This is a genomic window from Bradyrhizobium sp. UFLA05-153 (assembly GCF_054185185.1).
Window position 1 is genome coordinate 1 of record NZ_JBBIAM010000081.1, and the last position, 22,895, is coordinate 22,895.

General features: G+C 60.8%; 24 protein-coding genes and 2 pseudogenes. 12 read left to right on the forward strand and 14 right to left on the reverse strand.

Translation table 11 applies throughout. From position 1 onward, the window contains the following. Positions 1-442 precede the first annotated feature (442 nt). Both Q2941_RS34655 and Q2941_RS34660 read left to right on the forward strand, forming a co-directional pair. Positions 443-964 carry a DUF5680 domain-containing protein gene (locus Q2941_RS34655; protein WP_458195241.1) on the forward strand — a complete coding sequence of 174 codons (522 nt, stop codon included), beginning with the start codon at positions 443-445 and terminating at the stop codon, positions 962-964. Between the two features lie 102 nt (positions 965-1,066). Continuing rightward, a complete protein-coding gene (locus Q2941_RS34660; protein ID WP_458195276.1) occupies positions 1,067-1,486 on the forward strand; it encodes a VOC family protein in 420 nt (139 codons plus the stop codon). 48 nt (positions 1,487-1,534) lie between these two features. On the opposite strand, the gene Q2941_RS34665 is transcribed toward Q2941_RS34660, so the two are convergent. From Q2941_RS34665 to Q2941_RS34680, 4 genes and pseudogenes are all read right to left on the reverse strand, one after another. Continuing rightward, complete coding sequence (locus tag Q2941_RS34665; RefSeq protein WP_254111794.1) at positions 1,535-2,032, reverse strand: hypothetical protein; 498 nt, start codon at positions 2,030-2,032, stop codon at positions 1,535-1,537. Positions 2,033-2,167: 135 nt separating this feature from the next. Continuing rightward, on the reverse strand, positions 2,168-2,299 hold the full coding sequence (locus Q2941_RS34670) for a hypothetical protein (RefSeq protein WP_458195242.1): 132 nt from the start codon (positions 2,297-2,299) through the stop codon (positions 2,168-2,170). An 876-nt stretch (positions 2,300-3,175) separates the two neighbouring features. Further along, a pseudogene (locus tag Q2941_RS34675) lies at positions 3,176-3,397 on the reverse strand (transposase); the annotation flags it as partial. A gap of 224 nt (positions 3,398-3,621) precedes the next feature. Further along, positions 3,622-3,936: a BA14K family protein gene (locus Q2941_RS34680; protein WP_458195277.1), complete on the reverse strand. Its 315-nt coding sequence runs from the start codon at positions 3,934-3,936 to the stop codon at positions 3,622-3,624. A gap of 280 nt (positions 3,937-4,216) precedes the next feature. Between Q2941_RS34680 and Q2941_RS34685 the strand changes: the two genes are divergently transcribed. Together Q2941_RS34685 and Q2941_RS34690 are read left to right on the forward strand one after the other, a co-directional pair. Next, complete coding sequence (locus tag Q2941_RS34685) at positions 4,217-4,753, forward strand: substrate-binding periplasmic protein (RefSeq protein WP_458195243.1); 537 nt, start codon at positions 4,217-4,219, stop codon at positions 4,751-4,753. 252 nt (positions 4,754-5,005) lie between these two features. Next, positions 5,006-5,350 carry a helix-turn-helix domain-containing protein gene (locus Q2941_RS34690; RefSeq protein WP_458195244.1) on the forward strand — a complete coding sequence of 115 codons (345 nt, stop codon included), beginning with the start codon at positions 5,006-5,008 and terminating at the stop codon, positions 5,348-5,350. 541 nt (positions 5,351-5,891) lie between these two features. Here Q2941_RS34690 and Q2941_RS34695 read toward each other — a convergent pair. Further along, positions 5,892-6,374: a ProQ/FINO family protein gene (locus Q2941_RS34695; protein WP_458195245.1), complete on the reverse strand. Its 483-nt coding sequence runs from the start codon at positions 6,372-6,374 to the stop codon at positions 5,892-5,894. A 262-nt stretch (positions 6,375-6,636) separates the two neighbouring features. Between Q2941_RS34695 and Q2941_RS34700 the strand changes: the two genes are divergently transcribed. The 4 genes from Q2941_RS34700 (at position 6,637) to Q2941_RS34715 (ending at position 10,173) form a co-directional block, all read left to right on the forward strand. Next, positions 6,637-6,891 carry a hypothetical protein gene (locus Q2941_RS34700; RefSeq protein WP_458195246.1) on the forward strand — a complete coding sequence of 85 codons (255 nt, stop codon included), beginning with the start codon at positions 6,637-6,639 and terminating at the stop codon, positions 6,889-6,891. Positions 6,892-7,020: 129 nt separating this feature from the next. Then, entirely contained in the window at positions 7,021-7,398 is a 378-nt protein-coding gene (locus Q2941_RS34705) for a hypothetical protein (protein WP_458195247.1), read from the forward strand. Positions 7,399-7,789: 391 nt separating this feature from the next. Continuing rightward, the gene (locus tag Q2941_RS34710) at positions 7,790-9,130 is read left to right on the forward strand and encodes a DUF1214 domain-containing protein (RefSeq protein WP_458195248.1); all 1,341 of its coding nucleotides are present in this window, start codon (positions 7,790-7,792) and stop codon (positions 9,128-9,130) included. Between the two features lie 14 nt (positions 9,131-9,144). Then, complete coding sequence (locus tag Q2941_RS34715) at positions 9,145-10,173, forward strand: DUF1254 domain-containing protein (protein ID WP_458195249.1); 1,029 nt, start codon at positions 9,145-9,147, stop codon at positions 10,171-10,173. Positions 10,174-10,243: 70 nt separating this feature from the next. Here the strand turns inward: Q2941_RS34715 and Q2941_RS34720 are convergent, their stop codons facing one another. Both Q2941_RS34720 and Q2941_RS34725 read right to left on the reverse strand, forming a co-directional pair. Further along, positions 10,244-10,933: an ATP-dependent DNA ligase gene (locus Q2941_RS34720; protein WP_458195279.1), complete on the reverse strand. Its 690-nt coding sequence runs from the start codon at positions 10,931-10,933 to the stop codon at positions 10,244-10,246. 337 nt (positions 10,934-11,270) lie between these two features. After that, the gene (locus Q2941_RS34725) at positions 11,271-11,783 is read right to left on the reverse strand and encodes an MOSC domain-containing protein (RefSeq protein WP_458195250.1); all 513 of its coding nucleotides are present in this window, start codon (positions 11,781-11,783) and stop codon (positions 11,271-11,273) included. 468 nt (positions 11,784-12,251) lie between these two features. Here Q2941_RS34725 and Q2941_RS34730 point away from each other — a divergent pair, with 468 nt between their 5' ends. Then, the gene (locus Q2941_RS34730; RefSeq protein WP_458195251.1) at positions 12,252-12,674 is read left to right on the forward strand and encodes a hypothetical protein; all 423 of its coding nucleotides are present in this window, start codon (positions 12,252-12,254) and stop codon (positions 12,672-12,674) included. Between the two features lie 401 nt (positions 12,675-13,075). Here the strand turns inward: Q2941_RS34730 and Q2941_RS34735 are convergent, their stop codons facing one another. Beyond that, the gene (locus tag Q2941_RS34735; protein WP_458195252.1) at positions 13,076-13,213 is read right to left on the reverse strand and encodes a hypothetical protein; all 138 of its coding nucleotides are present in this window, start codon (positions 13,211-13,213) and stop codon (positions 13,076-13,078) included. A gap of 520 nt (positions 13,214-13,733) precedes the next feature. Between Q2941_RS34735 and Q2941_RS34740 the strand changes: the two genes are divergently transcribed. Continuing rightward, positions 13,734-13,925 (forward strand): hypothetical protein, encoded by a 192-nt coding sequence (locus tag Q2941_RS34740; RefSeq protein ID WP_458195253.1) that lies wholly within the window; start codon positions 13,734-13,736, stop codon positions 13,923-13,925. 33 nt (positions 13,926-13,958) lie between these two features. On the opposite strand, the gene Q2941_RS34745 is transcribed toward Q2941_RS34740, so the two are convergent. From Q2941_RS34745 to Q2941_RS34755, 3 genes and pseudogenes are all read right to left on the reverse strand, one after another. Next, the gene (locus Q2941_RS34745; RefSeq protein ID WP_458195255.1) at positions 13,959-14,243 is read right to left on the reverse strand and encodes a hypothetical protein; all 285 of its coding nucleotides are present in this window, start codon (positions 14,241-14,243) and stop codon (positions 13,959-13,961) included. A gap of 867 nt (positions 14,244-15,110) precedes the next feature. Further along, the gene (locus Q2941_RS34750; RefSeq protein ID WP_458195257.1) at positions 15,111-15,959 is read right to left on the reverse strand and encodes a hypothetical protein; all 849 of its coding nucleotides are present in this window, start codon (positions 15,957-15,959) and stop codon (positions 15,111-15,113) included. A 65-nt stretch (positions 15,960-16,024) separates the two neighbouring features. Next, positions 16,025-16,150 (reverse strand): annotated as a pseudogene (locus Q2941_RS34755) (SOS response-associated peptidase); the annotation flags it as partial. 172 nt (positions 16,151-16,322) lie between these two features. On the opposite strand from Q2941_RS34755, the gene Q2941_RS34760 reads away from it, so the two are divergent. After that, positions 16,323-16,694, forward strand: a complete 372-nt coding sequence (locus Q2941_RS34760; RefSeq protein WP_458195258.1) for a Cif family virulence factor — start codon at positions 16,323-16,325, stop codon at positions 16,692-16,694. Positions 16,695-17,433: 739 nt separating this feature from the next. Beyond that, positions 17,434-17,652 carry a hypothetical protein gene (locus Q2941_RS34765; RefSeq protein ID WP_458195259.1) on the forward strand — a complete coding sequence of 73 codons (219 nt, stop codon included), beginning with the start codon at positions 17,434-17,436 and terminating at the stop codon, positions 17,650-17,652. Between the two features lie 579 nt (positions 17,653-18,231). On the opposite strand, the gene Q2941_RS34770 is transcribed toward Q2941_RS34765, so the two are convergent. The 3 genes from Q2941_RS34770 to Q2941_RS34780 form a co-directional block, all read right to left on the reverse strand. Further along, on the reverse strand, positions 18,232-18,453 hold the full coding sequence (locus Q2941_RS34770) for a LuxR C-terminal-related transcriptional regulator (protein WP_458195260.1): 222 nt from the start codon (positions 18,451-18,453) through the stop codon (positions 18,232-18,234). Next, on the reverse strand, positions 18,450-18,779 hold the full coding sequence (locus Q2941_RS34775; RefSeq protein ID WP_458195261.1) for a hypothetical protein: 330 nt from the start codon (positions 18,777-18,779) through the stop codon (positions 18,450-18,452). Before Q2941_RS34775 ends, Q2941_RS34770 begins: the two co-directional genes overlap by 4 nt. A gap of 323 nt (positions 18,780-19,102) precedes the next feature. Further along, positions 19,103-22,786 (reverse strand): AsmA family protein, encoded by a 3,684-nt coding sequence (locus tag Q2941_RS34780; RefSeq protein WP_458195262.1) that lies wholly within the window; start codon positions 22,784-22,786, stop codon positions 19,103-19,105. Positions 22,787-22,895: the final 109 nt, after the last annotated feature.

The window sequence follows — 22,895 nt, forward strand, 5'->3', positions numbered from 1 at the left end:
GGCAGCGTCAGATGTGTATAAGAGACAGATCCTCCCCCTGCAAACCCGCCATGAAAGCCGCGTTGTGCGGAAGCTGTGCCCGGTGCGAGAGCAAGGATCGCAGCAACACCGAGCGCAAAAAGCGCCTTCTTGGCCATGAGAACCTCCGTAGGTCGATGAATTGCGCGAAGTAAACGGCTTACCGTCTCGTTGGTTGCAGTCCTGCCGTCAGTCCCGCGCTGGACCACGCGTATGGCGACCCGCGGCGTGCGCTCCATTCCCGCGATCCCACGGCCAACAAGCTGCTGCTCGCTGCGGCCTGGCCGCGCGGCACCAGCGACCCCGTTTGCGACGAGATGCTGGCGATGATCAGGGCAGGGCTTGCGGCTTACGTGAATGAGGCGTGAGCTTTGCGTCTGCGAAATTGATAGTATCGAAAGGCCTGCGTTGCGGTGACAGATTCGTGGATCAATTCGCGGCTGAGGGGTGGAACGAATTGATCTCGCATCCGGGTATTCTGAGCGATCTCGCCGCCTTCCTCGTCGAGGCCAAGCGGCGCACCTATGCCGGTCTCGATGACGACGCGACCATCGCGGCGCCTCTGCTCGCCGGCTCGAAGCAGCTCGAGCATCGCGCACCGCCCTACGCCTATCGCGACATCTATTTCGGCATGGAGTTCTTCGTTGGCCAGGAGACCGTGTCGCGGGACGACAAGATCATCTGGTCGATGTGCTACAGCGGGGGTGCGCGCAGCGATGTCCGTGATCACGACACGCTGCTCCGGATCTACAAATTCCTGCGACAGGCGCTGCTTGGCGTTAGCGTCGAGTTGCCCTATCGGGGACCAACTGCATTCGCCGCTGACGGCATGACCTATCGTAACGAAGCCACGGGTTCGCTCGACCGCTTCCACGGCGTCGAGGTGATCGCTCAGGGTGGCGGAATCCTGTACGAGCTGCGCTACAGTGGCGGGTTGGTGAGATAATGTAGATAAGGTAGGCCGGATGAGCGGAGCGACATCCGGGTACTCTTGGTTGAAGCTTTCCCGCATGTCGCTGCGCTCGTGCGGGAAACAGGAATAGCTTCAGTGAGCGAACAGACACCTCTACACCGCACGACATCGCCCTTCAGTGCCATCCATGCGATTGACTACACCGTCATCTTCGTGCGCGACATGGTCGCCATGCGTCGCTTCTACCAGGATCTCCTCGGCTTTTCGTTGTTGCGCGAGCTCTCTCCCAACTGGATCGAGTATCGGGTCGGCGGCAACACGCTGGCCCTGGCGCGGCCAAGCCGAACCGCAGGCGATACGCCGACGCCGAGCGGCAGCGCATCGCTTCAATTGGCTTTTAAAGTGTCCGCGCCCGAGGTCGATCTGTGCGCCGATGAGCTTGTGAGACAAGGAGTCGCGCTGCTCTCGCCGCCGACGGACCAGCCCTTTGGGCATCGCACGCTGTTCTTCCGTGACCCCGATGGTAATTTGCTCGAGGTGTTCGCGGAAATCTAGAAGTGCACCGGTACCCGTCTGGCTTGTCGCCGCTACGTGCGTCCGAGGTCAGTCTCCTTCGCCACCGTCGCGCCCACCACCTTGGTGCCGTCGAGTTTCCGCACGATCCGTTCGTCCGGACCGACGATACCCAGATCGAAACTCCCGATCCGGCGTAACGAGAATCATCCGCTGGCCGACGATCACGACCACCGTCATGTCGTTCGTCTCACCCGCGACCGCCCATTCACGGATTTCGGCGGCGTAGGGCTGCTTGCGCCAGGCGTTGGGAAAGCCCGGATCGCACCTGACCTCGAGGCCGTCTTCCGACGTTGTCAGGACGAGCTTTGACCTGCTCGGCTTCCATTGCTCGTCGAGGAGGTCATTGACGAGCCAGAGGCAGCTGAAGCTTTCGCATTCGGGCGGCCGTTCAGCGTAGATTGCGCAGCCGCGGCCGGGCCGGCAATGTGCGCACCATACATTCACGGGTTTGGACAGCGCCTCTATCGCCATCACCTTGCAGCAGAGCGTGCAGTCGCCGCACTGCCGTTTGATGGAGGAGGTCACGCGCGCGTTCCTGCAATATCCGGTTGCGCACAGCTTACAGGAGGGGACGATGAAAAGCTTCCACCTTGTCATGACCGAAAGTAAGCCTCCGCCGGAGCACACCGGCGGCGTCGTGTTCGGTCACGTCAGGTGAACTCAGCGGCCGCCACCACCGCCACCACCGCCGCCACCACCGGCATTGGCAAAGGCCTGGTTAATCACGGGTGGAGCGATCAGGACCGTCAGCAACGTCGCTAGCACGGCAAGCTTGATCAGCAATCTGAGCACTTCTGCCTCCTGATCTTTAGGCCAAGCAAATGCTGCCGGACTTCCTAACTCCGACGGTGTGATAGATTTCCAGACTGAAAATCGGCGCAGCGCGCTGGCCATAAGAGGAATTGGCTGCGTGGTATGGTGTGAGATGGATCGAGCCACGCCGTTGCAGCATCGCGCGGAAGCGGAGTGCCATGTTGAGGGTGAGTGCCATGTTGGGGAAGGCGAGCGGGGTCTTGCCAGACAACAGACAAGAAGAGCTGCTCGCTGAGTTGCATCGGAATGGGCACGACCCAAAGCGGCCAGCGAAGTTCTGACGACCATGCGACGGTCGCAGGCTCTTCATATCGATCACCGTCGTTAGACTGACGGGCATGGCCGTCCGTCCGGTGAGGCACGCGAGATCACAACAGAAATGGAACCGTGCTTACATCCGGCAGCGGGACCGTCTCAGGCTACAATTGGAGGTCGAAGCTGACCTACTTCCGCACTACGAAGAGGTTCCCGCTATAACTTTAGATAAGTTTTCTCCTCAGCTGCGACAGGCCAATGCAGGACGGGCCAGCAAGCTTGACCCCTTTCCAATCCAAGAGCCGTGGCGCGAGGCTACACCGCGCTATGCATCGAGGTGCTCGCTGGAATCGGCAGCCAAGAGGCAGTGCCGGCGGCCGCGTGTGTTTGCGGCAGGCACCTGCTGGATCGCGGCTGGGGCCTCGCGCTAGGTTCACGCGGGCGAGGACAGCGGCGACATCCGCGTCACGATGCGGCGGATCATCCGATGAGACAATCGGTGATTGATCAATCCGCCGCTTGCCGCGAAATAGCAAGGCATGGTTTCGCGGTGGTCCCAATCCCTTGACCGAGGCCGGAGATCTGAATTGCGCTAATATTGCGCAGTTCGACCGTGCCGGCGCGGGTCTCCCAGGTCCGGTCGCGGTAGCCGTTGCGTTGGGCCAGACGCTCGGGATTCTTCTCGCCGTAAGCCGCTCCGGTCTGGCCTTCGACTTCCAACTCCATCAGCCTTTGGGCGGCAAAGCCGATCATCTCGCGCAACAGATCGGCATCAGGGGTCTTCTCCACGAGCGTGCGCAGGTTCATCATATCGTCGGTCATCGGTGGTTCCTCGGTTGCGTTGGCGTGTCGCAACCCGATCCTACCGGCGAATCGCCGGTGACCACCGCAAAGCCGCCCGCCCGCTACGGCGCTATTTGGGGGCGCGCGTACGGACGGCTTTGCTCTACCGAACTACACCACCACTAGGGACACGACCTCTCTCAGATGTATCATTTGCGCCCTTGGCGCTCGGACGCGTCTGTTCCCCGCTCCGAGGCAGCCAATTATGGGCACGTATGGAGCTGTCCGTCATAGCCCCTGTAAGTCCCGGATGATGGATTATAGGTTCGATACTGCTGGCAGTTGAGGCCAGCGTTCTGGCTCACGGCACGATGCCGTCGAGGGCCGGTTTCCGTTGCTGTGTTCTCTGGTTCACTTTGCTCGACCGCAACGCCGGCAGACGGCCTGACGGCTGGCGAGTCTTCAACCGCAATGGCATTCTTCTCTTCCATGGCTTGGCGTACTTGTGCCAATTCAACTGCCAGGGCCTCGGCCCGATCGTGCTCCTGCTGGAGAGACTGCCGCAATTGCGCCGTCATGCTCTCGATCGACTGCTTGGATTGTTGCGCCACTTCGTTGGCCCCGCTGCTGCCGCGTGAAACTGCTGATCCCGTCGTCTCGGTATGGCCGTCAGGTCGGCCCGTGCATCGTCCTTTTCGAGGCTTGCTCAGCGTTCACTCGCGTTACGGCCTGCACACTCGCGCTGTCACCGTCGAAATCGAACTAGCGGAGGTGGTGGCGCACGAGATGGGACTAGGGCTCAGAGTGACTTGGGTTCGAAACGCCGGTGATACGAAGAACTCGGGTTGCGATGCTTTGATGAGCGTCGTCGCCTCTGCGCCAAGCTACGATCAGGAGGGACTTACCGGACCGCTGACAACCCGCCTACCTCTTCGCTTTTCGAGACCATACGCAGAAAGTGGTGTTGTCATCGTTTCATCTCGCTCATCGGTCAGGCTTGACGATTTGCACGGCCAGAAGATTGGTGTCGTGGTTAGCACGGTCGAGCACGAGTGGCTGGCCAAACACGGCTTCCTCGTTTCGGTCTTTCCCTCTCAGGAAGACATAATTGCTGCGATTGAGGCAGGTGAAATCGAAATCGGCGCCACCAACCCAGTGACTATCGGCTGGTATCGGCACGAACATCCGAAGACGGCAGTAGGAATACCAGACGGATACGAGCCTGAACCGGCACTGCGCTGGAACGTTTGTATCGGTCTTCGCGGAGCGGACGATGCGCTGGTAGCAGCGATAGATACAGCGGTGGCACGAGTGGTCGCGCGGCGGATACCAGCGCAGATCTATGCAAAGTATGGCATTACATACCGCTTCCCTTCCGCAGAAAGTCGGCATTAACTTCGTGAGCGAGATCGGCCCGGCCCTGTTCGGCCATGCCTAGAAGCTGGAGCTGGAAGGGCTCGTCTCCAAGCGCCGCGACCGGCCCTATAGCGGCGGGCGGTCAAAGGATTGGATTAAGGTGAAGAACCGAGCCCATCCGGCTTACACCGGGTGCTGGATCAGTTCTAAGCCGCGGCGAGGTCGGTTTAGAAACGGTTAAGCCGCCTCTGCCACGTTGTGCAGCAGACCACCTGAAGCGGAGGCACTGCCATGCTGAGCCTGAGCGAGGCCGCCAAGGAATCGGGGCAATCGAAGTCCACAATCTGGCGCGCCGTTAATTCTGGTCGATTGCCGGCAACGAGGACCTACACCGGCGACTATCGGATAGATCCCGCCGAACTGCATCGCGTATTTTCTCCTGGAGCGAGCGACGGACAGGCCACCAGCTTCTCGATGAAACGGGACGCAACCGACCTGGCAGGAGCTGATGAGACCTCGATGCAGGCGCAGATCGAACGGCTGTTCCAGGTTGGCGAGTTGATCCGTAACGAACTCGAAAATGATCGAGATGCCTGGCGCAGTCAGGCTGACAGGCTGCGCCAGTTGGTCGGCTGAACCCTCCCGCTTGGCGGGTGCCCATGCCGGCGTGCGGAAACTTCGGCCTCAGCTCGGCGTCACGCTTGCCGCAGGCGGTGCAGACGAAGTTATCCAAAACGTGATCGCCTTTGCCAAACTTTGGCGCTCCCTGTGCTCCAAGCTGGTTCGCGGAACGGGAGGAAAGGCATGACGCAGGTACGAAGTGAGGCCCTCTGGCAACGGTTCAGGAGGGTCTTCAGGACGCCTCGTGATGGGCGTGATCCCAATGCAGCATATGAGATGCCGCCCGACGACGAGCAGACGCTTACTGCCGACGATCAGCTGGATGCAACGATGTCTCCATCGGATCAGATGACAAAACTGCTCGACGAATGGGATCATGAGCTAAGAGCCAAGAGAATCGGCAGAACGTAGGGTGTGCCTTCATCGCGTTGTGGGAACAGCGCCGTGCTCCCACCTTGGTCTCGAAGCATCGCGAGCGGCCGTATCGCGGCGCGCGATCCGAGGACTGGGTCAAGGTCAAGAACCCGACCATCCGGCCTATCCGCCGGGTGCAGGATCAGTTCGGGTGAGCAGAAACACGGAACGCTGGCAGGCGTAGCACGGGCTTGTCCTTCAGCGTCCCTGCGGCCGGAGACGTTGCAGCCAGAGGCGCCGGGACCGCCGGATGCCTTGCGATCCGTCCTGCGCGCCCCGCCTTGACCGCGGCTTGCCTGGCCTGACGCGACGCCAGGGTCTCGGCGAGCTTGGCTGCCGCGTGCTCAGCGTCTGCGGCGCTCACTTCGCCGGCCTGATTGCCGTCGAGATCGACGCGGGCCGCGCCGGCAACCATGGCCTTCCGATACATGATGCGCTGGGTGTAGGCGCTTAGCACCGCGCCCAGCTTGCGGCGGCCAAGTTCCGGGCAGCGTGCCAAGAGATCGGCGGCGATCCCGACCTTCAGCGGCCGATGCGGCTGGTGTCCTTCCAGCACAAAGGTTTGCGGAAACCGTTCCGCCAGGCACGTCAAAGCGGCGCGCAGATCTTTCTTGGCGATCGTCATTCAGCCCCCAGCGGTGATGTGAGATCCGCGAGGATATCACGGCTTTCTTCTGATTCGTATGACGGAGACCCGCAGGTCATCCGGCCCAGCCGTCCGGCGCTGATCTCGACCGCTCCGGGGGGCATAGTGTGTCCCAATTCCCACACTTCGAATGAAAAGGCGGCTATTTGTCGGGCTTCGGACAGACAAGCGAGGGGCCACCATTCAAACCTTGGGGCAGCGTTCAGACAGTGAAATTTGCTATCCGCTACGGGCGACTGGGATGGCCCTGCAATTCCAACGCGTCGTCGAGCACTTGGGAATATGGAGCGCAAGCGGCGACTGCTTTTCGTTTGTAATCACCTATGGCAGCCGCACTGGCCCGGGCTTTCGCGGGCGCGTTGGCTATTTGGCGTCATGGCGTCCACTTCATCTGAGCCATGGCGCGATTAAGATCGGCGGTTCGCCCTTCAACACGTTCGCCGAGGCCGAGGAAGCCTCCAACGCCATGCTGAAGAATCTGACGGGTAAAAACTGAGGCACGTGCGCGAGGCGCTTGCTTCGGAGATGCCCCAAGCGGGCGAAGATCGCTCTCCCGTGGCGGATATCTTTCGCCAACGTCTACGCCAAATGTGTCGAGTTTCTTGCCGGCCGGGCGGCGGAGCGAATGCTGCTTGACGGTGAACCTGCCGCGCCCGCTGACGATGTCCGGCAGGCGCGCGAGCTGGCCCTGCTGTTCTGCAAGAGCGAGGAGGCAATCGATAGTTTTCTCGCGCACTGCAATGTTGCCGCGCGCGATCTGCTGATGCCCTATGGCGATCTCGTGATCGTGCTGTCCACCCTGTTGCGCATCAAGCGCACGCTAGACGGTGCCGAGATCGACAAGATCATCTGGGAGTTTGAGGCGCAGAAGGCGTTGGCGGTTGAGCACCGGCGGCGCGCAGACTGGCGCAAGGGCGAGTTGGCGGCCGAGCGCTTTCGAGCCCAATGCGCTCAGATGGATGCCGCAACCTTGCCACACTCTGCGCCAGATCGGGAACGCTAATCGGCGACATAAAGGATCGTGAGGCTACGGCGGACGTAACCGACCTCATGATCTTGAAGGCCCCGACGTGCAACATCGTCGGGGCCTTTGTTTTAGGGCGTACTCGTCAACAAGGTCGGCTCTTGGACGCGAAGCCGAAATCATATACTCGCCCCGAGCCTTAGCGGTTTTTGACGCGAAGCAGACATCAGGCTCGGGTGAAACTCAGAAATTGCTTGATCCAGATCAATCGGTGTCGGGTTCGAGATCCCCCACCGTGTGCCACATGGCGCGGTACGACTGGAACCTTGCGAAGGCAATAAGCAGCCCGGCGGAAATCGGGCGTCGGCACGCAACCAAGCCTATCCGGGTCCAAGCGCGGGATGACGCCTGCTCTCAGGGAGACTGGCTCATGAAGATCAGTCGCAGACAAGCAATGGTGCTGCTCGGGGGCAGTGCCGCTCTTCCTCTCTTCAGCACCGCATCACTTGGACAAGCGGGAGACGTGCCCGACGACAGGACAATTGCCGACGCTTACATCTATCTGCTCGGCCGGATGCTGGTGATCCGCCAGGAGCACATCGAGCGAGGGGCGCCCGGCTTCTCCTACAACACCATCAGTGCCACGCCGATCGGTGCCACAGATTTTGTGAACCCCAATTTGGATACCGCCTATTTACAAGCGTGGTTCGCGGTCGATGAGAACACCCCCATAATACTGGAGGTACCGGAAATCAGGGGTCGCTATTACACCGCGCAGGTACTCGACGAGTGGGGGGAGGTGATCGCCAATATCAACGAGCGGATGTTCCCGTCCAAACCATTCGGAAACTTCGCCTTGGTCTACCCCAATTCGAGGCCGGCAATTCCGGCTGATGCCGCCCGCATCGAACTGCACTCCAGCAAGGCAAAGCTGCTTGGCCGCGTGGAGATCAAGGACGACAGGGAGGGTGCCGAGAGGCTGTATCGGGCATTTAGGGCGACGGTACCCGGGACGCCAAGGATCACTCCCGCGCAACCCATCAAGATGTTCGACAATAAAGATTTGATGGGCGTCGAGATTTTCGATGATGTCGACGCCACGCTGGCCGGCGCGCTCGACGTCGCACCCAACGCCGCTGCCTTGCAGCAGAAAGCGCGAGCCGTGGCCGCCCACGTTGCTTCGGGCCCGCAGGCGCGCAGCGCCGTCGATGCGCAAATCCGCAAGGTGGCCCCGGAATTCATCGACTATGTCTTCACCAGGAGCACCCCCTATCGGAACCATTGGGCCGGCGGCGGCGGTTCGGTGGGCGGCAATTACGGCCCGAACTACCGGGTTCGTACGGCGGCTAACTACTTGGGAATTTGGGCCAATACAAACGACGAAGCGATCTATTTCTTCACCACGCGTGATGCCAATGAGCAGGCGCTGAACGGTTCGAACAGCTACGTCATGCACTTTCCCGCCGACAAGCTGCCAGAAACCGTCGTCAACGCCTTCTGGTCCATCATATTGGTCGACGTGCCCGGATATCGGGTCGTTCCCAATCCGCTGAACCGTTTCAATCTGAACAACTACTCGCCGCTCCGGAAGGAGACCGATGGCTCGCTGAAGATTGCGATCGGCCCGAGTCCCGTCGCTGGCGTTGCGGAGACAAATTGGCTGCCGTCGCCCGACGGCAAGCCGTTTCAGCTGACGTTCCGAACTTACGTACCGAAAGACATTGTTACTCGCGGAGAATGGACGCCGCCGGCGGCGACCAAGGTGACTTGAAGCGGAGGGCGATCATGAAACTCGCATCCATGCTACACGCCATGGCTGCGCTTATGGTGACAATTGGCCAAGCGCAAGCCCAATCGACATCGCAAGGCAACGTGCCCGTGACAGTCGACAACTTCGCGCGCGCCGAGACCGATATGTATTTCGACTTATTCACGAAGCGCGGTGGGTTCGGAAAGTTTGTTCATCTTCGCGAGCTGCCGCTGGAGAACACCGGCGTGCGCCCAAATCGCGATACGCTCTATTCCGAAGGAGTGTTCGATCTCGATGCAGGCCCGGTGACGATCGCGATGCCGGATGCGGGAAGGCGCTTCATGTCTCTGATGGTGATCGATCAGGACCACTACGCGTACGAGACAGCTTATGGCGCAGGCAGCCATACCTACTCAAGACAACAGATCGGCACGCGGTATCTGTTCGCGGGAGCCCGCATCCTCGTCGATCCCAATGATCCGAACGACTTCAAGCAGGTCCACGCGTTGCAGGACACGATCAAAATCACCCAGCCCGGCGGCCCAGGCCGGCTGGAGACCCCAAACTGGGATCAGGCCAGCCAGAAAAAAGTGCGCGATGCGTTGCTTGTGCTGAGCGAAACGCTTCCCGATCTCAGGCGCGCGGGCGGCCGCAAGGATCAGGTCGATCCGGTGCGGCACCTGATCGGCACCGCTTCGGGCTGGGGGCTCAATCCCGACAAGGATGCAACCTATCTCAATGTAACGCCGAGCCGGAACGACGGCACCGGCAGTTACAAGCTGTCGGTGAAGGATGTGCCGGTTGACGGCTTCTGGTCGATCACCGTCTACGACGCCACCGGCCATTTCCAAAAGAATGCGCAGAATGCGTACTCCCTCAACAACATCACCGCCAGAAGGGAACCGGACGGTTTCGTCGCTGTGCAATTCGGTGGCTGCGACGGCAAAATCCCGAATTGCCTGCCTACCATGCCAGGCTGGAACTACATGGTCCGGCTCTATCGTCCGCGCGAGGAAATCTTGAACGGCACGTGGAACTTCCCGGAGGCCCATTCAGTGAATTGAGCACTGTGGATTTCGCGCCAATCACCTCGTGACAAGGCGGCGCAAACTCCGCTTCTGCCCATCGCGCTGGTTAGCAAGTGTCCGCTTTAGCGCCGCTTAGGAGAATTAAGCGGACCATCAACCAACGTGGCACTCTCTCCGTGAGCAAAGTGCAACGGCGGAGGCTCCCGCGCTCATAGCTCGCGCCCCATTGCGGGTGCTTCCGGTTCTTCACCTTGATCCAGTAGCGACAGCGTCCAGCTTCGTAGGGCCGATCTCGTCGCTTCGACACCAACCCTTCAAGCCCCATGTTGCAGGCTGCTCGAAATAGATCAGGCCCAAGCTCGCCGCGTTCAAAGGGGTTGATGAAGATGCCTTCGGGACGCCGGGCCAGCAGGCGCGCCAAGTTCGCCTTGCGCCTCGACAAGGGGAGCATGCGGGGGTCGTCACCGCCTTCGGCAAGAATATCGAAGGCGCAGAACTGCACTTCGTGACCGTACTTGCGTGAGTGAAGCGCGTTAAAATCCGAGATGCCATCGAGGCCAAGCACAACCGCTTCGCCGTCGAGCACGGACTGTTTCTGACGGACCTTACGCGCGGCCTCGACGATCCAGGGATAGCGGCTGGTCCAATTATAGCCGCCGCGCGTGATCAGGCGCACGCGATCGCCGTCGCGCTCCAGACGGAGGCGATAACCGTCGTATTTCACTTCGTGGAGCCAATCGGGGCCGTCCGGGACCGTGGTGCCCTTGACGGGTAGGCAAAACTCAAATGAACGCATGTGGGAAAAATAGGCATGTTCGGCCGACTTTTCGAGGTGCGCGGCCCAATTCGAACTGTCTTTGTCGGACCTAGTTCTCGTTAGATGGCCCGTATTTTTTCGCACGGAAGGCACTTGTCCACGCGCACGTACGGCCTGTTGCCCGTCCTTGGCAGTACGGCCAATAGCATCATTAACCGGCCGCACGTCTCACAGACCGGGGCTTGTGCGATCATATTGTCAGAGCCGGTGGGCGTCGTCGAACGTTGAACACTCGGCCAGCGGCGTTGCCTCCGCAATCGCAACATTCGCACGCGCCATCCTCACAGCACGATCTAACAGAAGGCAACAACGATCATTAAACTCCGCGCACGGCGTCGCCGACCCTGACAAGGCCGTCCTCTATGATCTTGCAGTACAGGCCACCGCGATTAATTAGGTGTTTGGAGATCGTCTTGCCGGTGATCTTCTCGACGTGCCCACATGGGTCCACGAGCCCGGTCCCTTCCAACATTGCCTCGCCGAGCCAGAAGCGGCGGCCGACCAGATGGTTTAGCGGCACGCCCTCGACCGTCACGTTGCGCCGGTGCTCCTCTGGGCCGAGTTCGATCTCGGCCTCGTGCTTGAGTGCGATCAGCGTCTCTAACTCGAACAAGGTGATCTGGTCGCCCTCCTTGCGAAGGGGCGAATAAAACCCTTCCTTCATCAAGTAGCGATCGCCCTCAATGCCTTTGCCAGCGATCAAAGTGACCTCCGACATCGAGCGCATTGGGAGAAACGCGCGCGAAGTGATGTGGATGAAGCGGACTACGCCGGTCCATCCGAGTTTGACATATGTCTTCGCCCGTCCGTCGATGGTCTTGTCCAGCATGGCAACATCCCCTCAGAACAGTAGCCTACGCCCAGCCGCCACCGGCGCAGGAGAAATAGGTAAGTAATCCTTGAGGGTTAGTGACGCTTCCTGCCGCCTATTTGGCTGCGGGTCCAGGAGGGCTGGGCTCCCACGTGGAGCTGCTTGCGTAATCGCCAAGCCCGCGCAAAAAAGACCGCCCGAAGGCGGTCTTTTTAGTGCAACGCACCGGGCCAAAATCGATCGGGATCAAACATACTCGGCCCAGAGTACCTGAGCTAACCATCACGCAACGAGCGCTGCCTCACAAAAATAGTTGCAGTTCTGAAATGGTTCGGTTGTCTTGCACGCACGCGTCCGGGCAATGAAAAAACGGCTCCAGTCGCGAGACCAGAGCCGTCACCTTCCTAACAGCGCGCCTCCGATGCTGTGGGGGCTTGGGGATCGGAAGAGCGTCCTCATTCTGCGCTGCGTTTCTCGATGCCGTCGATGTCCGCACTCAAGAGCGAAAAGTCAGACGATTGCGCTGTCATCAGCCAGTCAAACACCGGACTGTCAGTCGTCATTTCAATCTGCGAAGTTTTGACTTCGGCACATCACAACAATACGCTTGTGAAAAACAAGTCCGACGGGAGGCTCGCAATGGAGACGGTGCGACGCTTGCGCGCGATGGGTTCGCTGTGCCGTCAACAGGCCGCGTACAACAGCATGAATAGATGGAAGCTCCTCGCGGAAGCAGAATACTGGGAGCACCTAGCTCAGCTTGAGCTGTCGTCCTACTTCCGAGAATGCAACGCCATTAGCTCAAACGAGATAGCACCGCCTCAAGCACTCACAGACACGAGTGATACTCGATGGGAGAATGCCGCCGAAAGAACTGCGACCACGAATGACGCGCAGTGGAGCGCATGAGCCGGTGCCGCAAGCGCGATCGCGCGAGGGTGGTCCCGACGAGCCTGGTTCAGACGACGGCGCCGTTTCGGCTTTGGATGTCTCCTAGAGGCCGCAAGCGACGCAGACAGGAGCTTAGCCGAGCCAGTCTCGTTCGAACGAGGATCTTTTCGCCTTTTCAACTAATGGTGAATTGGGTCCGCTCCCTGCGTGGGTCTACATCAGGGCTGGGTTGATCGAAACGGTCTCTCGCACCACGAGCGCCACGGAAGCAGAGCCGATAGTGCCAGTGCCCGACGGGGCCAGCGCCGACAGTGCAAGCGTCCTAGCGGCCAGAGAAAGCGAGCATCAACCTCCGCGCCCCACGCGGCGCAAGCGCTTGCGCTCGCGAGGGGGCGCGGCTGGCGTTGATGTAGAGACCGCTAACGAGGCTCCGACGGCTCTTGCTTGTCAGTTGCGTCGAGCGCGGCCAAGCGAAGCTCCAGCTCTTTGAGCTGTTCGATCAGCACATCCACGATTTCTTCGTTGTCAGAGGGCGTCAGTGAATGCACGCCGCGCAACGCCCTGGTCGTTTACACCGCTGCACGATAGAGCCCGCTAAAGCGGACGGCCCTGTGCACTAGTGGGAAGAAACGATAGCCGCCACGCTGAATGCCAATATGCATGCAGCGGCCAATGATCAGAGGGCAATGACAACCTCTTTGGGCAGGCGATCAACACCGCCCTCTATTCAGGGTTCCTGCTTCCAACGAGGCGGCCTCAATCGTCCCAGAGGCGCTCACCGCATTGACATTCAAAAATGTGGATGAAGTTCCCTGTTTCTTGATCCACGAAAGTCCGGATCAGTTTCAGTCTTTGTCCGCAACAGTGGCACGTTCTCGTTGACTTGCTGGGACGAAACTCCGCAACTTTTTGAGCACCAAACAATTCCATCCTTTGCCTCCGGCAACAGGACTTGCGATGACTAGAGCAAAACTCACACCCTGCTCGAATTTAACCTAGAACACTGTGGTTGTTCTTTTCGGGGGCTGGAAGCCGAACCTGCGTTAACAGGATGGTCGGAACTTAAGGTCGCGTCCGATGATCAGCGTCCGTGACTACCAAGAGCAGCTTCTCGCGACCCACAACGACCGTCTTGCTCGCATCGAACGAGGCGAGGTCTGGGGCAGCGACCATGCCAACCGATACGGCGTCGAGGAGCAGGCGATTGAAATCCGGCGCATCAAGGTGGCGACTACGCTCCTTGTGCAAGACTCGGGAAGCGGACACTGAGCCCTAGAACCTGTCGGTCGGCGATGGCGGGCCTCAGCGCGCTGTCAGGCCAACAGTGGTCAATTTTGGCTTCTCAATTTTGGCCTCGATTACCCTCGATCGCGGCGTCAGGACCACGATCTGATGGGGCGAGGCGGGCATGCCGTCGAATACGAGCGTGGGGGTGGGCGACTGCTCCTGAACATTTATTCCTCCCAGCAGCGCAACTTGGTGCTGCGAGATCGGAAAACCTGCCAATTCAAATGTTGGAAGCTCTGCGGCCGATGCGGCCACGTCTAGGACCACAAGTGCAATGCCTGCGAAGAGCAATTTCTTCATAGCAATCCTCCTCTGAACGAAGATACTTGCACTACAAATTCGGTGGGGGCCCTAAGCCCGGCAACCGGCACTCTGTGTGAACTTGTTCACAGGCCGCGCCAATTCCAGATGCAAGCGGATGGAGGGAATTCTTCTGCTGTTGAGCCGGCAAAAGCCGGACGCAAGATTGCCAATCCGTCTATAAAAGTTAGCACAGCTCGGTTTCAGGAAGATTTCGTTGGACAACTTGAGAGAGCGCCGCGCCAACCACAGCGGGAAATCCGATCCCGCTCTCAAGTGAAGAGCTGGCCGTCGCGCGATACCAGGCCGTCTGCTCTTGGTTCGCTTCTTGGGACCAAGCGGACAGATCATACTGCTGCACGATCTTGCTTCTCCGCCCCGTGCATCACGATCTTGAGCACATCGTCCGGCAACCGCCGTTGCGCGCCTTGGCCTCAACCCAAGGCGCTCTCATCCAGACATCGCTCCTCATCGGTCGTGAGGATCACGGGCATCGCCTTGGGAAGGATCGGCGGTCACTTGTTCACGGTTAGAGGATAGGTGAAGTGAAGAGTTATCGGTGATCTTGACCCGTCCAACACGATGCGGAGACTCTTCGGATGATAGCCAAGACCAATCACCGTCCCGGTCTTGCCACCCAAACGCGGCCCCGCTGAGGGGTTTACCTCTATGCGAGAACCAACCGCAAACTCGTCTTTGATCGAGGAGCGGTTATTCATCGCTGTCGATGCGCCTAGAATCTTTGTGCGAAATATCATCGGTGAAGCCGCTGGTCTAACACTCTAGAACACAAACAGCCGTTACGCCGCGCGTTTGGCGACGTCGCGACGGAGGGCCGTGGATGGATCGCATTGTCAGCTTCGGTCACTAGCAACTCCATCGCCCGCATCGCTTGTCGTCTTCGTCGCAAAGAACTTGGTAGGTCCAAATCGGGCATCTGAAGGTTGTCGCGTCACCCAACGAGGTCAGCGACTTGCGTTCATCCGGCCATGTAAGGCCGGACCTCTCCAACCAGTCATCATACTCAAACCTAAGCTGCTCGTTGTTCTCCACGTGCGATAGATCAACCTCGTTGAAGAAGGGAGCGAGCCTTTCCCATTTTCGGCGGACTTCATAGGAAGCAAAATCAGCAGCCTGTAGCGGCTTAATTGTCTTCGCGCTTTCATTCTCCTTCGCCGGGAAGAGAGACGACAAGTCAGGCTTTCCCTTCATGACGGGGCTACTAGCCAGATATTCCTTAGCAATTTGAATTGCTCTGTCTGGCTTGCTTATCCGATCAAGCATGGCCGCAATGGTTTTGCCCTTGAAGTAGTCCTGCATGATGATATCGCAGGTGAAAATCGCCAGCGGTATCGCCTCAACCGATCGGCCTCTCTCCGCATTGAACCGTTTCAATTCATCGATTGGCACAAGGCATCCGATCGCCGCAAACTCGCGCAGCGACCAACAGCTATTTAGCGCACTCGCTAGGTCGGCCAACAGTACGCCCAACGCTTTTGCGTTCTCTTTGCCGTTGAATTTGTGCAGCGGGCTGCCGGGACGCGGTATTTCCTTCATGTGGAAGTACGGAATTGCATTCTTCGTTAAGGCTTTGGTCCATTGGAGCTCAAAACACTGCCAAAGACGCTCGGTCCCGACATATCCCGCGATAGATAACGCAGGCAAGGAGTTGTCACCGCTATCATCGAAATAGCCGTTTAGGTCCGTCATTGTCAAAAATCGCTCCAGTAATCACCACGAGCCGACCAGCATGGCCGTTCACCGGATCGCAGGCGCATCTGTATATCGCGCCTAATGCGGGGGAATTCGCCGGGCATGGGCTGCAAGTTGCCGACGTAGCGGTTGACCACGCGGAATAGCGCGAGGATGGCGGCTTGGTTGGTGGTGCTGCTGTAGAGGTTGCACATTGCGCGCGGAGACTACCGAGAATGGCCGCAAACGCCAAGAGCACCGGGCGTCGTTTAGGTGATTGCCTGATGCAGAACTTTGCCGCATTTTGACCGAACTGCGCGTTAGACAGGTTCATAGCGGAGCATCTATTCAGCCGAGCGGGAGGCGCGACTGCTGAGGGATGAGCCGATGTCGAGGAATGATTTCGATGCACTGGCTGTGGTCGTTGATTGGCTTGATGCGTGCCGATCTGGACGACTGAATGGGTTGCTTGATCTCTACGACAAGCAGGCAACATTGGTCTGCGATTGCGAGCACGTGACTTTGAGCGGACGGAAATCCATCGCCGCCTATTGGGAGCCTAAGCTCGCCAGCGGATCGGCGTCCGCGTTCAGGCTCAATGACGTGATCCTAACGGAGGACGGCGTTCAGGTCGATTATCAGAGCTCCGAAGAGAAGCCCGTCCGCATTCGCTTCCGCTTCTCGCCGGACGGCAAAATCCGCCACACAAGCTGCGAGCCACGGTCTGATTGCTGGGCTCCGGGCAGGCGTCTCAACTAGATGCGATCGGGCCGGTATCGCTGTTGACTTCGTCTCGGAGATTCTCGCTCACGAGCAATGAGATCGCCACGGGCGGGCTCAGACCAGCTAGGAAAGCTTGCCGCTGCCGGGCGCGATGACATTGGGCACGGGCGACTGCGATCCGATCAGACAACTGGTCCTCTAGCCGCCGGGCGAGCGCGATCGCGGCATCCGCCCGAACTAGCAGCAAGTCCCTCTCGACAGGCCCATGCATAGCGCAGAACGAACCCAAATTGAGCAGGTTGGTTCCCCGTCACGCGCCGAGTTGCTCTTAATTTCGATTTTGAACGGAACCTTCTTCCTGCTAATTTCGAGACATCACGGACCGGCAGTAAGTGACGGACCGCGAGGAAGTTTTGGAGAAGCAACGCAATCAACCTGAACGGTGGGTTCACGTTCGATGAAGACACCAGACTATCGCTTTCCGATTTTCCGCCCCCGTAATTCGGTCGCTGCTGAGCTCGTGGCCCAAATAGCGCGCACGAGAGAAATATCGGAACAAGCATCCGAGCTTCTCAACATATCCGAGCCCGACACCTTCTTGGGCAGGCAGCACTACCCGCTGATCCCGTTGCCCCACGAACAAGATAATCCGCTCCCTAGCTAGAACCACTCGGCACTAAGGGCTAATATCGTCGCATCACCGGCCAAGGCTCTGTCCGTAGGCGTCGGTGGCTGAGAGACCGATTGCGCTCCCGCCTATAGCGAGGAGAGCAAGATGGATCGGTCTAGGGAGCTTCAACACTTAGAGGAAGCCGAGAAGCACATTTTGCGGGGCGAGCAGGCGATTTCTGATCAAGAGCGGCGCATAGAAGAACTTGATCGTCATGGGCATGATACGACCTTCGACCGCGCCCTATTGGAAACATTCCTCTGCACGCAAACGCAATTCGTTGCGCACCGCGATCAAATCCTTCGAGAACTCGACGACGCTTGAGGGCCTCCCGGAACAGCGTCGCTTCACCTCCGCCGCCGTGACGGACTTCCCGCTGGATTATCGGACTTGGTGCGGAAAGCCGCGACCAACCGATCAAGCTGCCATAGCTCAATGTCGTTGTGATCCATTAATCGCTTGGCTCGCTCTTTCGCCAGTTCGTCGTTCGGACAAGTCAGACCGAGACGGCCGATGATATGGCCGCTCTCGTCGAGAGTGTAGGCGTAATTTAGTCAGCCATCGACGTACCCCTGCGCCAAGAAACTTACCTCAATCGCGAGCCGCGCAAATTAACATGGGACATCTCGATGATGCCTCCATCGGCATCAGGCGTCCAAGGAAGTGGCCGTAGGAGGCCGTACGGCGCGCCGGGAGGCAGGGCACAGAACATCGATGGCGTCGGCAGCAGCGGCACGCGCTACACGCAAGCGGTTGCTTCTCAGCCCTGTCAATAAACGGAGGTAGCCTCCGCAACGCAAGTCAGGAAACCGTCAGTTCAAATATGCTGAATGTGCGCCGTCGCGCGTACCCCCCGTTTTCTGCGCGCCCCAGAGGACCCCAAGGTGCCGTAACGCCCGGTGCCTATGTTACGCCTCGATAGCTTTTCCAGCTTGCCAGTCGCTCAGCCGCATCGGCGATCTCCTGCGGCGCGCTCAGTCCCAGCTTGGCGAGCAAGCGCGCTCGCTGCTGTCCGACTTGCTTGGCGGTCCCACCAAGTCGCTCGGCGATCTGAGCATCAGTTTTCCCGGCGGCCAAGCGTCTCAGGAACTGCTTCTCGCGCGAGGTCAGCGGCAGTTTGCTCATGACCATCTGTCTGGGTTCGGCAGCCTCACGGATTCTGCCATGCACTGGCCGAGCGTCAATTCATGGTTGCGAGCAAGGGCTCGCTCGGCCAACGCGCGCTCGTGCGGAGATAGCTGGCTAAGCAAGAACTCGCGCTCCTCAGGGACATCGGTGATAGGGATGGCCGGGCCTAAGGCAGCCCGTCCGATGCCCAGCATCTGAATGGCCTGCTCTGCCGTTACGGCTTGCTCTTGCATGGTCCCCTGAACACGGCGGCGACCTTCGGGCGAAAGCTGTCCGAGCAGAAATTCACGTTCGACCGGCGTTTCGAAGATGGGTCTGTTCATAAGGCACACCCGCTTGCAGGCGAGCAGCGAGTATCATAACGCCAATTTGTGAGGACCGATTATTACAGTTTCCGCGCGAGCCAGTTGCGCTTCGTTCTGCGGGTCGGAACACAGAGGGACGCCCCGTGGTGCGTGGTCTGCCCGTCGCGCGTCAAGGACACGCCCAGCCGTTGAACGCACCAGCGCCCGTCCCTGCGAAGCCCATAAAGAAGGGAACCCTGCGCAAGGGACACTATTGGGACACCCGTTTTGGTTTCCCTTGATCCTTCAAATGGTTAAGGTGACCCTCATATTCCCACAAGGGGAAAAGGAAGGCACCGTCTTTACGGATTGGACTGCGGCACCAGGACCAGCGGCGGTTTCGGCTTGGGCCTTGGCGGTGGAGGACCGGGCGCCGGCCTGACCTCGATCGGCGGCGGAAGCGGCGCCACCTGCTGGCTCGCGATCGGCGGGCTTGAAATCGAAGGATTTGAGACCGAGGGGCTCGGTGCAGCCGGTGCAGCCAGCGGCGGCCGCGGCGTTGGCGGGGCCTTGGGCTCGACCTTGGCTTTGGGCTGGGCGCGGCGAGGATCGCGGCCGGGCAGCGGCACGTCGACCGGCGGCGACAGCTCGGGCGCGGCGTCAGGTGACACCAGACGCGGTAGTACCGCGGTCGCCGGCGGCGGCTCGCCGCGCTCGATCGCATCGAGCCGCCGCGTCTCGCGATCGATCGTCCGCACCGCCAGCCACGAGGACAGCGGCGTGAGATCGACGGTGCGTTTGAGCTTGTCCGGCGGGCCCGCCGCAAAGAGCTGGATTTCCGGAGGCGCGCCGGAAAGGCCGGTCATGATCGGCGTCAGGCTGGCGCGGATGTCGGCCTGATCGGCGGGAATGTCATAGCCGCCGGAGACGATGGCGCGGGCGTTCTTTGCTTCCAGCGTGGTCGCGCCGACACGCAGGCGGCCGTCGCGGATCGTGAACGGGATCTGCGCCGAGCCGATCGCCAGAGGGCCTGCCGACAGCGCCGCCTCGACGAGCTGCCTGAGCCTTGCGTCGTCAGCGACCTGGCCGCCATCGCTGGCCCGGATCGCGAGCTCGAAGGCGAGCGGATCGAGCCCGGTAAGCTCGGCCGACTCGAGCGTCACGGTACCGTTGCCGGCGAGCGCACCGGTCAGCGCCGCAATGCTGCGGCCCTGGGCGGACAGCGCCATCTGCACCGAGGCGCGGCCCTTGGGGACGGCGAGATTGCGATAACGCAGCACCTTCGCATCGACGTTGGCGAGCTGGATACGCGCGTTCAGCGACAGGCCGTTGGGACTGTCGCGTGCATCGATGCTTGCGGTCATCTCGCCGCCACCGATGCCGCCCTTCAGCGAATCCAGTGCCAGCGACTGGCCGTCATTGCGGATCGTGCCGCTGATGGGCCGCATCTCGATGCCGCCGGGCAATCCGCCGCGCAGGGCCTGGAAGGTGATGCGGCCGCGCCAGCCGTTGACAAGCCCTGTCGCGAGCGGCTGGTCGGCATCGCGCCCGACCGCGCCAATGGCCACCGCCAGCGCGGGGACGAGATCGAGCGTATCGAGCCCGACCTCGCCATCGATGCTCTTCTCCGGGTCCAGCGTCACCGCAAGACGCCCGCGCAGGTGCGAGCCCGCAGCCGTGCTGTCGAGATCATCGAAGGTCAGCCTGTTGCCGGACAAGGTGAGGCGCGAGGACAGGTTGACGGTTTGCACTGACTTCTCGCCCGCACCGATCCCGAGCAGCGGCGCGAGGTTCGCGTTGCGCACGCGCAAATTCACGCTCGCTTTCGGATCGGGCGAGGACAATTCGAAGCTGCCCTGGGCGTCGGCATCAAGTCCGCCGCCCGCGACCTTCGCGTTGAGCTGAAGCGGCCGGCCCCAGGTGCCGCTCACCTTGCTTTCTGCCTGCGAAGCCCCCTCGCCTGCCGCGACCACACGGTCGAGGCCGAACAGCGTCAACAGCGAGCTCGCCTGCGGCGCGGAGAGTTTTGACTCCAGCGTGAAGTCGCTGTTGCGCAGCTTGTCGAGATCGAGGCCGTTGATCGCCGCCGCCAATGTCTGCGCCGACAGCGTCGCCGTTCCCTTCAACTGCGGCGCATCGAGATCGAGCGCGGCGCGCGCATTGGTGCGATCGGCATGCTCGGCGTTCTTGTCCAGGCTCACATCGAGCTTCAGGCGCGCTGGCCCTGGCAGCGCGTCGACGCGATCGAAGCGTGCACCGAGCGCCGGCGCGATCGGGTTGATCAGGGCCGTGAGTTGAGACAGGGAATTGGCCGCCGACTTCAGCGTCAGCCTGCCGGTCGCATGCGCACGATCGAAGCTTCCGTTCGCGTCCGTCGTCACTCCGCTTGCCTGGCCGAATTGCAGCTGCTCCAGCGACAGCGTGGTCGGGCTGTAACCGAATTTGGCGGTAAACGGCCGCAGCTCCTGCCCGGCCGAGATCGCGCGGCCGACGTCGAGCGACAGTCTTGCCTCGTCCGGCCATTCGCCTTGCGGCCCGGCGAGGCCGCGCACGAAGCTTGCGGCCGCATCGAGGTCGAGCCGGTCGGCCTTCAGCTCGGCGTCAAACCGCGAACCCTTGTTGGCAGCGGTCTGCACGAAGGCGATGTGGCCCTCGACCGCGCCGCCCTCGATCTCTGCCTTCAGCTTGTCGATCGCAAGGTGGTTGGCGGCGACCGTCACGTCACCGCTCAGGCGCAACGGCTTGGTGCTGCGGCGATTGATCTCGCTGCGGCCCTGAAGCCAGGCCACCAGCGTATCCGGGTCGGAAGATTCGATGCTGAGCCGGCCGCTAAAGCTGTCGACGCCGGGGCTGGCGCCGTTGAGCGCGACCTGGGTCATGCCCGGCGCGCGCAGATCGAGCCGCTGAAAGGTCCAGGACCTGCCGTCGGTCTGCAACTCCGCGGCGATGTTTTGCAGCGGCCGGCCGCCGAGCATGATCTGCTCGGAGCTGAACGAGATCTGCGCCGGGATCGGCGCCTGCGGAATGGCGGCGAGCCCGGCGCGCAGCGCCGGCAGGATGCGCAGCGGCTCGGTATTGTCCTTGGCCGCGAGCTTGTCGGCATCGAGTTGCCGCGCCGCCAAATTCGCGCGCAGCAGGGGCGCGGCGCCGAATTTGAGGTCGCCGACGCCGGCGACCTTGAGCGCGGTGTCCTCGGGACCAAAACTCGCCTCGATCTGGTCGAACTTCGCAAGCGACGGATCGGCCTTGAGCTTCGTCGTCAGCTTCCACGGCGTCGGTGCGGGGGCTGCCGGCTTGTCCTTTGACGTCTCCTTGGGTGGAGGTACGGCCAGCGTGAGCGCGCCGTCGAATTTCGGCAGCCGGCCGTCAAAGGCGAGCACACCTTCGAGATCGGCCAGGATCGCGCGCTCGCCGGGATCGATATTGATGTGGAGACGGGTGGCGGTGCCGTCGGGGCTCGGGCCGGAGGAGATGCGGAATGGATAGCGCGTGCCGGAGACGGTGACGTTGCCGTCGCCCCGCACCGAGCCCGCAAGCGAGCGGACGTCACCGGCAAACGCGATGTCGCTGAGCTCGAGCGTCGAGCGGCTGGCGGCATCATGAAGCGCGATGCGGCCAGTGAGGTTCAGCCGCTCGATCGCGAGCGAGGCGAGATTGAAGCTGCCGCTTGCCGTCGACGGCAGGTCGACCCGGCCCTTGGCATCGAGGCCGAGATCGGCCGCCACGCCATTGACCGTGAGCTCGGTGGCGCGCCATTCACCGCGCATCAGCGAAGAGAGGCTGAACTCGACGTCGAGCTTGTCGGCGCGGAGCTTACCGAGGTCGTTGTTGCCGCCGAAGGTGACCGAGCGCAGCCGCAGCGTCGGCGCCGGCAATAGCCGCGCATCGAGCTGGCCGGCAACCCGCACCGGGACACCGATGATTCGGCTCGCCTCCGCCTCGAACTGGGGCCGGAACTGGTTCCAGTCGATGAAGTAAGGCCCGATCAGCGCGGCCAGCAGCGCAATAATGAAGGCAATCGCCAATCCGAGCAGCGTCGTCTGCACGGGTCTCCCCTCGGCCAAAACCGGCACCCGGGCCAAACCCAAGCCTACGTCTAAGCCAAATCGAAGCCTAAGCCGCGCCGGAACAGCCCCTTATATAGGGGCAAGTGTG